Origin of the sequence: Vibrio sp. Vb1018, assembly GCF_033338775.1 — a bacterium.
Lineage (GTDB): Bacteria > Pseudomonadota > Gammaproteobacteria > Enterobacterales > Vibrionaceae > Vibrio > Vibrio alginolyticus.
Genome location: NZ_JAWOTI010000005.1, coordinates 29,101 through 41,485, shown reverse-complemented (window position 1 = coordinate 41,485; position 12,385 = coordinate 29,101). Strand labels below are relative to the sequence as shown.

The window sequence follows — 12,385 nt, the reverse complement described above, 5'->3', positions numbered from 1 at the left end:
GTAAACTACTTCTGGCGTAACCCATCCACTGGAAATTGATTGAAATTCCCCTTGCTACAATCGGGCTTATATCCAAATGGAGCAGGGAAAGGAATCGTATCGCAGCTTGTTGCAACGGAAGATTCAAACTTTACTCTCTTTCCTATCATGATAGGAAATAACCATGTGGCATTATTTCTTAAATCAAACTCCTCTTTAGGGTCATCAATCAAATTGTATATTTCAGGGATCTGTAATGGGCGCCCTTTCTCCGGCATGATATCTTGATCAATAAAGTGCATCTTGTAATTTTCCCACTTATAAGCGTAGGTTTCAGATCCATTGTTAACGATGAAACCATCTCGATTAGACTTTTCACTATCTCCCTTTAAAAAGGCCCACTGATCAATACTATCTATTGTTCTATCGCTTGGTAATTTGTATCCACCGACATGAGAAAGTGAGGCAAATAGATCCACAACATGGATAATTTCATCACTCACTCTACCCGGTTTGATGTGGTTAGGCCAAGAGGCAATAAATGGTGTTCGGAGAGACCCTTCAAGAGCCGTAAAGTACGCACCACGCCATGGCCCGCTAGAGCCTTGGTATGGCATATGCCACTCTGGACCGTTGTCAGAAAACCAAATCACTAGTGTATTGTCTTTAATTCCTGCTTTTTCTATTGCACCAATAACTTGCCCAGCTCGAAAATCTATCTCAGCTAACACATCTGAGTAATTTCCTTTGCCTGTTTTACCAATAAAATCAGGATGAGGTAGCGTCGGTAAATGTGGTTGAGTAAAAGTAATTACAGAGAAAAATGGCTTATTCTCTTTCACATTTCGATTTATAAAATCTGTGGCATGTTCAACTAGCTCACTGTCAATCGTTCTACGTGAGTCCAAATTATATTCTTTGACCCCTTTAGGGTCCTGCCCTGCTCTAGCTGAAAGGATTTGAGGTTTAGGTAATATAGCTTTATAACCGGGTTGAGAGCTATATTCTGACTCATCCGTCGTATTTGCAATGCCATACCATTCATCAAAGCCTTGATCCGTTGGAAAGCGCCCTTTTTGGTCTCCCAAATGCCATTTCCCGTAAAGGCTCGTGTTATATCCTTGTTCCTTAAACTTCTCTGCAATGGTTATCTCCCAGTTCACCATACCGTAAGGCACTCCCCAAACAACCTTATCTGTCCCAGATCTAAGCGCTCGCCTCCCCGTCATGAATGAGGAGCGAGTTGGCGTGCATTGCGGTTCCACATTAAAATTAGTAAGGCGTACACCTTCTCTAGCAAGTTGATCTAAGTTTTTAGTTTCAACACCTCTGGTACTCCCATAGGAACTTAGTTCCCCCCACCCAAGGTTATCAACCAACATTACCACGACATTTGGTGTCTCTTCCGCAACCACTTCTAACGGGATACATAGAAACAGGATAGTTGCTATTTTATTTTTCATAGTGTCGCCTTTCATTGAAATTCAATCCTGTAAGTGCGTCTTATCACACTTAAAACACACTAAAGTCTAGTCCATGTTAGTTAACATTTTTGAAAAACAGGGATTACTTGGAAGCAACAAAAAACCTCTACTATATTCAACTGACTACATTGTCTCATTTGGTGTCATCTCACTCGACTTCGCCATGATGAACACAATTAGTAACGTTATATAACGATAATGGATTCATTTATCGCGGAGGATTTTCATGCGAAACTCGATTAAAAAGGTAATGGCATTGGTCGGTACATTAGCTGCGTCCACAGCCTTTGCTGCCGATAAGCCCAACATCCTTGTGTTCTGGGGTGACGATGTAGGTGTATACAACATTAGTGCGTATCACAATGGTATGATGGGAGGGAAGACTCCTAACATTGATAAAATCGCCAATGAAGGTGCCATTTTCACAGACGCTTACGCACAACAGAGTTGTACTGCCGGACGAGCCTCATTTATTCTGGGCCAACATCCGTTTCGTACCGGTCTATTGACTATTGGTATGCCCGGCGCAAAAGAGGGTATTCAATCGAAAGATCCTACTATCGCAGAGTTACTTAAAAATCACGGCTATGTGTCTGGTCAGTTTGGTAAAAACCACCTTGGTGATCAAGATGAGCACCTACCAACTAACCATGGGTTTGATGAGTTCTTTGGTAACCTATACCATTTAAACGCGGAAGAAGAGCCTGAGTCTGAGTTTTATCCAAAAGATCCAGAGTTTCGTAAAAAATTCGGACCTCGAGGCGTGTTGAAGGCGACTGCGGATGGCAAAATCGAGGACACAGGTCCCCTTACTCGTAAGCGTATGGAAAACGTAGACCGAGAGTTCATGGATGCTAGCTTGGCATTTATGGAAAAAGCAGTAAAAGAAGACAAACCATTCTTTATTTGGCATAACTCAACCCGTATGCACGTCTGGACACATTTGAGTGAAGAATATCAAGGGAAGTCAGGTTACGGCTTATACGCCGATGGCATGATGGACCTAGATGATCAAGTAGGTGTCATGCTTGATAAACTTGAAGAGCTAGGCGTAGCAGATAACACCATTGTTGTTTTTAGTACTGATAATGGCGCTGAGAAATTTACCTGGCCAGATGGTGGTACTACACCGTTCAAGGGCGAAAAAGGTACGACTTGGGAAGGCGGATTCCGCGTTCCGATGATGGTACGCTGGCCTGGAAACATTAAACCAGGAACGGTTATCAACGATATCTTTTCACAAGAAGACTGGATGCCAACTCTACTAGCAGCTGTGGGCGAACCTGATGTGAAAGAAAAACTATTGAAGGGTCATAAAGCAGCGGGCAAAACCTTTAAAGCACATTTAGATGGCTACAACCAACTTGATCTGCTGACTGGTAAAGCTGATGAAGGCGCACGCAAAGAAATCTTTTACTTCGATGCTGGTGGTAATTTAAACGCCGTTCGTTATAAAGACTGGAAGATCCACTTCAGTATTATGGAGGGTGCCATTAATGAGGCATACCGCAAAACACCTAGTTGGCCTTTGATTGTAAACCTTCGTATGGATCCATTTGAGGTCGGTCCAGATGCAGCACTTTACGTCAGACATTTTTACGCTGATCAAATGTGGATGTTCGTTCCTGCTCAAGCTATCGTGCGTAAGTTCCTAGAGACATTTAAGGAGTTCCCTGCAACGAAAGGTAGCTCGTTAAGTATTGAAAAAGTGGTAGAAACAATGACACAGCAACCTAGAAACTAGACCCTAGGTATCGAAGCTACTGTGGAGTTAACTAAGGCCTCAATTGTGAGGCCTTTTATTTCGTTGCAATTGTTTGGTTGCAGCAAGTTATGGTCAAACAAAGATTATCATTTAGTGCTCTCTTTAAACACTTGATTCCAATCTTGTTTCATATCGACAAATAGCCAACCTTGCTCTTCACCTACTTTAAACGATTTATCTAACTTACCAACATGAGAATCTTTATCATACGCCCATTCGCGCTTGTCATCCGTGTGATGGATAATCGCAGAAAATCTTGGACCTGAACCTGCTTTCGTCCACTCTAACATCTGTAAATCACCATCAGAATTACCAAACGCCATTACCGGACGTTTGCCAATGAAGTTTTGAATCGTCACAGGCTTTACTGCTTTGTCATTGACAAAGTCTATTTCCGGCATGCGTTGGATGGTAGGTTTTCCATCAACACTTTGATATTCCGCCTTTAACGTCGTTCCCACGATGTTTTGCGTTGGAATGCCGTATACTTCCGGCGCCCAAACGCGCATAAATTCAATTCCGCCTCCAGAAACGATGTAGGTCTGATAGTCGTTCGCTCTTAAATAGTCGAGCAGTTCGAGCATAGGTTGATATACCATTTCAGTGTATGGTCTACCCGTTGTTGGATGGACAGCCGTTTTCAACCATTCCTTAACTTCTTGATGAAACTGTTCAGTAGACATTCCAGAATGGGTTGCCATAACAAGCTTCATTACACCTTCGAGTCCTTGTTTACCAATCCCCTCCATGTCACCTTTTAATGCGGAAGCAAAGGGTTCGGTTGTCTTCCAATCAGGATGCTCAGAGGCCATTTCTTTTACTCTATCGATCGCAAAAAACAACTGTAGATAAACAGGCTTTTCTGCCCAAAGTGTTCCATCATTATCAAACGTCGCGATTCGTTGGCTTTCAGGCACATAGGAGTCCGAACCTTGGGTCGTTGTTTTCGTAACAAACGCCACAATAGCTTGCTTAGCGTCAGTGTTGTTCCATGACGGAAGTGGATCTTGCATATCAGCAGCAACAGCGTAACTAGACAGAGCAAAACCTGTTGCTAAGACAATCGCCTTTAACTTTATAGCCATCTTAATTCCTTATATTGAGGTGCTAGGTGCGAATCCAATCAAAAGTATAGTTCAATTGAAACAGGCGCATATTGAACTGAAATATGCAACGGCCACCAAAAAGTGACAATGTCACCAATCTAGTCCACTATTTTATTAAAATAGAAACATGGAATTTAACGATTAGAGTTTAAATTCATTGGCTTCAACTGATGTAGGGGCACTTTTACGTCCCTTTTTCTGATTGAGCTCTTCAATAACATAGTCGGGAGCGACCTTCGTTAGCTCTGTTAAACAGTCATCCGTTTTAGGGTTGCCGTATCTAACATAGATGTCACACACGGCATACAATTGTTCTGGAGCACCGGATATCAAATACGCTTGCTCAAAAGCGTTGACAGACTTCTTCAAGTCTAACTCTTCTTGCAGAACACCATTTAAGTACCAAAAGTAACTGTTCGTCTTTGCCATCGTCGCAGCTTTGTCTATTTCAAACGCCGCTTCTTTCTTTTTGTCTAATCTAACCAAAGCGAGAGATTTAGAATAATGCAGCGAGGCATCTTCTGAATTTAGCTTGATACCCTCGTCAAGCACGTTGATAGCTTTTTGGTCTAGCTGTTGCGCTCGGAAGTTGTCTGCGTAGCTTAACCAAACTTGAGGGTTGTTTGGCTCAAGCTTAGTTAACTCTGGGTATATCAGCGCCGCTTTATCCCAATCACGATGCCAACGGTAAACGTCTGCAAGTAATAACTTGGAAACATTATCTTTCTTACTGGACAAGTGTGCTGTCAGCTCTGAAACAGGCCCTTCAAGTGACTGCTGTTGCTCTGAACTCAAATTGGCGTAATCTCGAACGAGGTTAATCGCTGCTGTAATTCGCACCATGGCGGCGTCATCACTCAATAATGGTGAAATCAAACGCCAACGGTGCTCAATCATATATGGCTGTGCTCCCACAATCGCAGCTTCGCGAATACCTGCATCTTCATCCTGCAACCCACGCGCAACTGCAACCAATGCATTTTGGCTTGGATAGTTGGCTAACTCACGTAAAGCATCAATACGTTTTTCTGAAGACAACTTTTTATTTTGCGAATCATAAGACAGCTTTTCGACTCGTTGCGCCGGTGTCATTTGCGCTTCTTGTGGAGTGACAACCGTTGTCGGCGATACTTGATCTGGGTCTAGCAATGTTGTTTCTTGTGCCACTGCTGCTTGACTCGCAGCAATGCCGATCGAGATCACGAGTAATGATTTAGAGAGCAGCTTAATTTTTTGCATTCAATAACCTATATTCTTTCATTTCCGGGCCTGTAGCAGGCGTAGTGACTATCTTAAAACTTCGTTTCAAACACAGTCTGTGTTTGAGTAGCTTGCTGGCGTAGAATCTGTTCACTGTATTTACCGTGAACAACTGGGTTACCTGTCGCTCGTAAGATGTACGCCATCGACTGATCAACATGGGTAAAAAACTTCTTCCAACCCGCGCAGAGATAATTAAGACCAGGCTCACCTTGCCTAGTACGGATAAAACGGTTTTTGGGACATTCTCCAAAACATGCAAATTGATAATCACATTGAAGGCACTGTTGGGGCAGCGTACGACTTTTAGCAAACCCAAATTTCTGCTGCTCAGAGCTATAAGCGAGCGTATCGAGCTTTTCGTGATGAATGTTTCCAACCTTATATTCTGGGTACACGTAATGATCACACGCAAACACATCACCATTAGGCTCCATTGCTAAGCCCTTCCCGCAGATTTCACCTAACGTACACAGTGGGTTTTTTCTGCCCATCCAGGTTTCGATACTGGCTTCAAAGTACTGCACAAACACGTTGCCGATATCGTGTAAAACCCATTCATTGAAAATCGCGATCAGAAAATTTCCCCATGCTTCATCCGCAACGCAAAAAGGCTCAACAACGGCATCTTTATGACCTGGGATCAACCGTTTATCTCCTTGCTTTAGTTGCTCGTTTGGCTCCCAAGTTTGAGGGGCGGTTGTTCTGAATGTTTTCTGCTCAACTATTGGAATAAACTGCATTTGAGGGGAGCGTACTTCATCTCGCAAGAATCGGTACACTTCAAGTGGGTTACGGCTGGTCAAGTTGTTAACACAAGTGAGCGTAGCAAACTTTACTTCGTGCTTATGTAATAGTTCAACCGCATTCATGACTTGCCGGAATGTGCCTCTACCAGCTCGGTTTGTTCGATAAGCGTTATGCATCATTTCTGGACCATCAATGCTTAAACCGACGAGAAAGTTGTTCGCCTTTAAAAACTCACACCATTCATCGTTAAGCAGTGTGCCATTAGTCTGGAGATCATTGGAGATCGTAATGCCATCGGGACGGTATTTATTCTGTAGCTCAACAATTGTCTTGAAATAATCCAAACCTAGCATTGTCGGCTCACCACCCTGCCAAGAGAAAATAATTTCAGGTGTATTTTGTCCCGCTATATATTGACGGATATAGGTCTCTAGCGTTTCCTCATCCATGACTGGTGAGCAGCCTGGCTTGTACTCAAGTAAATCTTGTTTGCTTAGGTAATAACAATAGATGCAATCGATATTGCACACTGCACCGATAGGTTTCGCCATGACATGTAATCGCTTGGATGCTTTTCCATTGAACTGCGGACCTTGAGTTATGTGCATTCATCACCTTCTTAGTTGCTAGCCTGTGCCCAACGGCGTTAAGACTAATCATTAAGTTAATCGCCTAGTGTGATGATAATGTTCAATTATTCGTGGCGCTTGTTATAGTGTGTATAACTGTTTTTCATAGACTTGCCTGATAAAATTCTTTGATCATAAATGTTGATGGAGCTCCCCTATGAAGCATTCCAAAAGTAATACTCTTTACCTTGGTGCCGCTATTTCGATTTCGCTAATTATGACTGGATGTGCAACAACACAACCTAGCCCTCTTGCTCAAAAAATCGATCAAGATATGGTTCTTATTGAAGGTGGACAATTTATGATGGGCTCGGATAATCCATCAGCAAATAAATCCGAGCACCCGGCTCGCACCGTTCGCGTGGATGATTTCTATTTGGCAAAATTTGAGGTAACCCAAGAGTTATTCGAATCGGTTACAGGCTCTTCTCTGAGTTATTTTAGAAACCCAAATACGCCCGTGAATAACATTAGCTGGCAACAAGCCAATTATTTTATAAAGAAATTGAATGAAAAAACGGGAGAGCACTATCGTTTACCCACCGAAGCAGAATGGGAGTTTGCAGCGAAAGGGGGGAATCTAAGTCAAGGATTCACTTACGCGGGGTCTGATGATATTAACGACGTTGCCTGGTATGCCAGTAACTCAAACAATAAGGCACACAAGGTAGGTCAGAAAAAACCGAATGAGCTTGGCTTATACGATATGACGGGTAATGTTGGTGAGTTTGTTATTGATGCGTTTGATGAAGGCTATTACAAATCAGCACCAAGTGATAATCCGGTAAACGCAAAAGATGAAAAAGAAAGCCTTGCACACAAGTCTGTACGAGGTGGTAGCTTTGCCTATAATGCTGACGAATCCGAAAACTATCGTCGCGATTTTGCTAGCCAGTCAGTCATCATGTCCGACATGGGGCTGAGATTAGCGAAAGACGCTGATTACACTAAGTAAGAAAAAAAGTGGAGCGATAAAAGCTCTACTTTTGGTAATTAGCTCCTATTGACCCCGACAATAGAGGCTTTAAGCTGATCAATTGCTTGTTTAGGTGCATAGTGACTAAGTTCTTGTATGCACCTATCGAAAGCAAAAGCGACAGCACCTTTTTTATGATTTCTCGCTAGAACCTCGCATTGAGCATACAAGTGCTGTGGATTGCCACCGACTTCAAATGCTGTTTGCAACGCTTTACTGGCTTCTAGAACATCGCTTTTTTCTAGAGCTAGACCGTACACGTACCAATAATGCGCATTAGTTTCACCAATTTCTGCAGCGCGTCTAAGTAGCTTTTTCGCATCATCGGCTTTGCCTTGACGTAACAAAGAAAGACCTGCGCTGTATGGTAATGTGCTGGATTTAGGTTGAGCTTTCATCCCTTGTTGTAGCACCGTGAGCGCAGCTTCTTCTTTACCTAGGTGACGATACAAATCTGCTAGGTTAACGTAGCTATTTTCGAAATAGGGTTCGATGCTGATCGCTTGTTTATACAGCTCGGCCGCTTTGTCGATTTCACCTAAGCTGCGGTACACATTCGCCAAATTGGTTCTTCCGAAACCACGATCGGCATTAAACTCTTGAATTTCCATGTACTCTTCTAAAGGCGATTTAATGATATCTTTTTGTAAAGGGGTCATTTGTGCGTAGTTCGCTACCAGCACCGAGGCAGCTTCCGCTCTCACTGAAAGCACCGGGTCACCAAGCAATGGCTCTAGAATCCGCCACCGATCATGAAATTCATAACCAGACGAGCCTGAAATTGCCCCTAATCGAACCATTTCATTCTCATTCTTAACGGCCCTAGCCAAAGATACTGTTGTATTTTGGTCAGTATTGCCCCCCATTCTCTCCAGGGCTGAAGCACGAATAATGTCTTTTAACGACGAATCCTGAGCAGAGTATGCCAACGCATTTGCTGCTCCTTGATGACCAATTGAATCCGCATAAAATGCGACAGCAAAATGTTGCTGATTACGATACTTCGAATTCGGGTACCATTTTGCTATCTGTTCATCGGCCCATTGATTGCTTTTATCTTCATGGCATGACATGCAAACATTGGGCGTTCCAATATGTTTGCTCAAATCCGGTCGTGGAATATGCCAACTGTGGTCTCTACGAGGATCGACTTGCATGTAAGTCGTTTCTGGCATGTGACAAGTCGTACATTGCGATGCTTCAGATCCAGCCTTATGAAAGGTATGCTTTTCAGGTGTATATTCCGATGCAATATGGCATTGCGAACATACTGCCTCTTCTGGGATCGTTAACTCTGCCGTGTGTGGATCATGGCAATTAGTGCACGTGACCCCCTTCTCCGCCATTTCAGATTGAAGAAACGAACCATAAACATAATCTTCGTCGTAAATCTGTCCATCATGATAGTAGAGTTCAGGTGTTATAAGACTTAAGCGATATTTATCAAAAAAGGAACCTTTAACATGATCACCTGTTTCATTTAACTGGGTTCGGCGACTATGGCATTGAGCGCATGTTTGCACTTGATTGGTTGCTTCAATTGATTTCGGCTGTAACGTACTATGGCCTTCCTCAAACACCCAATCCGACACTGCTTTAGACAAATTTCGATCAAAGCCATAATGGCTGTCATGCTCAAAAGAAGTGCCAGCATTTTTGTATTTCTTGGCCAGTTCTATGTGCTGACTAGCGGGACCATGGCATGCTTCGCATCCCACATTAATCTCTGACCATGAGCTGTTGTAAGTGTTTTTGTCAGCGTCGTAATTCTTCTTTAGGTTCGTTGAATGGCAATCAGCACACATGAAGTTCCAATTTTGCCCGGTATTGGTCCAATAGAATTCATCCGTTGTTGTCGTTTCTGGATAAAGATGAAACCAACGCTGTCCCCCTTCAACTTTAGCTCTTGTGTCCCAAGCAAAAGGAATAAGCTGCACGCGGCCATCTTCAAACTCGACCATGTACTGCTGTAATGGCTCCCAGCCAAATGTATAGCTGATCTTATAGTCACGCCATTGCCCGTCAGCACCTTGAATATTGACCCAAAATTCGTCGCCTTTTTTAAAAAACCGATTAGGCATTCCTTTGTGCGTTACAACATGGTTATCAAAATCACCACGCACAGAGGTTGTACTTGCATGCTTCATGGCCATATCGTGATGTGACCCTTTCCAGGCCTCCACCTCGTTTTGGTGGCAATCTATACAAGCTTGTGTGCCAGCATATTCTGGATTTAAGCCTGAAGGAATATTTGGTTTCTCTGTTAATAACTCTTGAGAAAAAGCCATAAAACTGACAACAACGTTGACCAGCAATAAAATGCGAAACCGGCCTGCCCACTGACTCATAGATATCCTTATATTTATAATGTACAACCTAAATCAATATAGACACTAAATCACTGGTTATACAAATAATTACAAGCAATACATAACGACTTTAGTATTGCTTTAGGACCGTAAAACAAGCGAGCATCCTATTGTTTTTCATTTCCATCCCCTCTTCTACTACGCAATAAAAATAAGGCTCTTAAGTGATCTAAATCTACTTTACGAATCTCTACAAACTAACAGAACAATCCTATTTCTTTTTAATTAACAAATGGTTACAACCTAGCAATAACTTATGGTTATATCGAGTATAAGAGGATTTTTCTATATACATCATTAACTTATGCAGCAACTAAGCATAAGGCTCACTTGTGCTTATCTTTACTCTCAACAATCTGGAGTTTTTATGGCAAATCAATTGAGCAAAATCGCTGTAGGCGCAGGACTGTTAGCGGCGTCCAGTGCCGCTATGGCAGCCGACAAACCGAATATTCTGGCAATTTTTGGTGACGATATCGGCTACTGGAATATCAGCGCATACAACCAAGGTATGATGAGTTACAAAACGCCAAACATCGACCGTATAGCGAATGAAGGCGCGTTGTTCACAGATCACTACGGACAACAGTCTTGTACTGCTGGTCGCGCGGCCTTTATTACAGGTGAAGAGCCATTTCGTACGGGTTTGTTAACAATTGGTATGCCAGGCTCTGACCACGGTATACCTGATTGGGCGCCAACCATTGCAGATCTGTTAAAAGAACAAGGTTACATAACGGGTCAATTTGGTAAAAACCACTTAGGTGACCAAGATAAGCACTTACCGACAAAACACGGCTTTGACGAATTCTTCGGTAACTTATATCACCTAAACGCAGAAGAAGAGCCTGAAACTTATTACTACCCTAAAGACCCAGAGTTTCGTAAAAACTATGGCCCTCGTGGTGTCATTAAGTCTTATGCCGACGGTAAGATTGAAGACACTGGCCCGATGACACGAAAACGTATGGAGCACGCAGATGAAGAGTTCCTAGAGAGCTCTTTGGCATTTATGGAAAAAGCAGTTAAGGCGGATAAACCCTTCTTTATTTGGCATAACGCCACTCGTATGCACGTTTGGACTCGCTTGCAGGAAAAATACCAAGGTAAATCAGGCGTAAGCATTTATGCCGATGGTATGCTGGAACACGATGATCATGTAGGTGTTTTACTCGACAAGCTGGATGAGCTAGGTGTTGCAGACAACACTATCGTTATCTACTCAACGGACAACGGCGCAGAAACCATGACTTGGCCAGATGGTGGCGCAACACCATTCCATGGTGAAAAAGGTACAACTTGGGAAGGCGGTATGCGTGTTCCTCAACTGGTTCGTTGGCCAGGCGTCATTAAGCCAGGAACCAAGATCAATGAAATGATGGCACACCAAGACTGGTTGCCTACATTATTGGCAGCTGCTGGCGTACCTGATGTAAAAGAAAAACTGGCAGAAGGCTACAAAGCAAATGGCAAAGAATGGCGTGTGCATTTAGATGGTTACAACTTCATGCCATACTTTGAAGGTAAGGAAGAAAAAGGCCCTCGTGAGTCGCTGCTTTACTTTACGTCTAATGGTGAATTAAACGCTGTCCGCTGGAATGACTGGAAACTTCACTTTGCAACGCTTGAAGGGAACCTAAGTAACGCAGTTCGTTTTGCTCCGAACTGGCCTAAAATCATCCACCTACGCGCTGACCCATTCGAAAAAGGCCCAAGCGAATCACAAATGTACTTGCGTTGGATGGCTGACAACATGTGGCTATTTGTACCTGTACAAGACGTTGTGGGAGAGTTCTTTAAAACACTTCCAGAATACCCAATGCAACGTGGCACAGCGATGAACCCTGCTTCACTAAACTACGACTCTCTAAAAATGCAAGAGAAGCTGCAACAACTAGACAAAGTTGAACAAGAAATCAGCAAGTTTAAGTAAACTAAGTTAACGTTAGTTAATCAGTAACATAAGCCAGCAGACCATTCTGCTGGCTTATGTGTATCGCCACATAGGAACTTACTTAAATCGCCTGTTTAGCCTATACAAAGTGGGCATTGTGAGTACAAACTGAA

The 12,385-nt window shown here is 43.0% G+C and carries 8 protein-coding genes; 3 read left to right on the top strand and 5 right to left on the bottom strand.

What is annotated here, in order from left to right; translation table 11 throughout:
* Positions 1–5: 5 nt before the first annotated feature.
* Positions 6–1,457, bottom strand: a complete 1,452-nt coding sequence (locus tag R7Z10_RS07460) for an arylsulfatase (RefSeq protein ID WP_005377760.1) — start codon at positions 1,455–1,457, stop codon at positions 6–8.
* A 232-nt stretch (positions 1,458–1,689) separates the two neighbouring features.
* On the opposite strand from R7Z10_RS07460, the gene R7Z10_RS07455 reads away from it, so the two are divergent.
* On the top strand, positions 1,690–3,207 hold the full coding sequence (locus R7Z10_RS07455; RefSeq protein ID WP_005377761.1) for an arylsulfatase: 1,518 nt from the start codon (positions 1,690–1,692) through the stop codon (positions 3,205–3,207).
* A 107-nt stretch (positions 3,208–3,314) separates the two neighbouring features.
* On the opposite strand, the gene R7Z10_RS07450 is transcribed toward R7Z10_RS07455, so the two are convergent.
* From R7Z10_RS07450 to R7Z10_RS07440, 3 genes are all read right to left on the bottom strand, one after another.
* Positions 3,315–4,313, bottom strand: coding sequence for an HAD family phosphatase (locus R7Z10_RS07450; protein WP_054579698.1), 999 nt, complete (start codon positions 4,311–4,313; stop codon positions 3,315–3,317).
* A 162-nt stretch (positions 4,314–4,475) separates the two neighbouring features.
* Positions 4,476–5,573 carry a hypothetical protein gene (locus R7Z10_RS07445; protein ID WP_054729393.1) on the bottom strand — a complete coding sequence of 366 codons (1,098 nt, stop codon included), beginning with the start codon at positions 5,571–5,573 and terminating at the stop codon, positions 4,476–4,478.
* Positions 5,574–5,626: 53 nt separating this feature from the next.
* A complete protein-coding gene (locus R7Z10_RS07440; RefSeq protein WP_318104489.1) occupies positions 5,627–6,952 on the bottom strand; it encodes an anaerobic sulfatase maturase in 1,326 nt (441 codons plus the stop codon).
* 178 nt (positions 6,953–7,130) lie between these two features.
* On the opposite strand from R7Z10_RS07440, the gene R7Z10_RS07435 reads away from it, so the two are divergent.
* Positions 7,131–7,928, top strand: coding sequence for an SUMF1/EgtB/PvdO family nonheme iron enzyme (locus tag R7Z10_RS07435; protein ID WP_318104488.1), 798 nt, complete (start codon positions 7,131–7,133; stop codon positions 7,926–7,928).
* Positions 7,929–7,966: 38 nt separating this feature from the next.
* On the opposite strand, the gene R7Z10_RS07430 is transcribed toward R7Z10_RS07435, so the two are convergent.
* Positions 7,967–10,297, bottom strand: coding sequence for a multiheme c-type cytochrome (locus tag R7Z10_RS07430; RefSeq protein WP_318104487.1), 2,331 nt, complete (start codon positions 10,295–10,297; stop codon positions 7,967–7,969).
* A gap of 388 nt (positions 10,298–10,685) precedes the next feature.
* On the opposite strand from R7Z10_RS07430, the gene R7Z10_RS07425 reads away from it, so the two are divergent.
* Entirely contained in the window at positions 10,686–12,251 is a 1,566-nt protein-coding gene (locus tag R7Z10_RS07425) for an arylsulfatase (RefSeq protein ID WP_213965286.1), read from the top strand.
* The last annotated feature ends 134 nt before the right edge of the window (positions 12,252–12,385 follow it).

What these genes read in the sequence shown, in the direction of transcription:
- R7Z10_RS07450 (WP_054579698.1), bottom strand. Translation starts at nt 4,313, where the DNA reads ATGGCTATAAAGTTAAAGGCGATTGTCTTAGCAACAGGTTTTGCTCTG.
- R7Z10_RS07425 (WP_213965286.1), top strand. Translation starts at nt 10,686, where the DNA reads ATGGCAAATCAATTGAGCAAAATCGCTGTAGGCGCAGGACTGTTAGCG.
- R7Z10_RS07435 (WP_318104488.1), top strand. Translation starts at nt 7,131, where the DNA reads ATGAAGCATTCCAAAAGTAATACTCTTTACCTTGGTGCCGCTATTTCG.
- R7Z10_RS07445 (WP_054729393.1), bottom strand. Translation starts at nt 5,573, where the DNA reads ATGCAAAAAATTAAGCTGCTCTCTAAATCATTACTCGTGATCTCGATC.
- R7Z10_RS07460 (WP_005377760.1), bottom strand. Translation starts at nt 1,457, where the DNA reads ATGAAAGGCGACACTATGAAAAATAAAATAGCAACTATCCTGTTTCTA.
- R7Z10_RS07455 (WP_005377761.1), top strand. Translation starts at nt 1,690, where the DNA reads ATGCGAAACTCGATTAAAAAGGTAATGGCATTGGTCGGTACATTAGCT.
- R7Z10_RS07440 (WP_318104489.1), bottom strand. Translation starts at nt 6,952, where the DNA reads ATGCACATAACTCAAGGTCCGCAGTTCAATGGAAAAGCATCCAAGCGA.
- R7Z10_RS07430 (WP_318104487.1), bottom strand. Translation starts at nt 10,297, where the DNA reads ATGAGTCAGTGGGCAGGCCGGTTTCGCATTTTATTGCTGGTCAACGTT.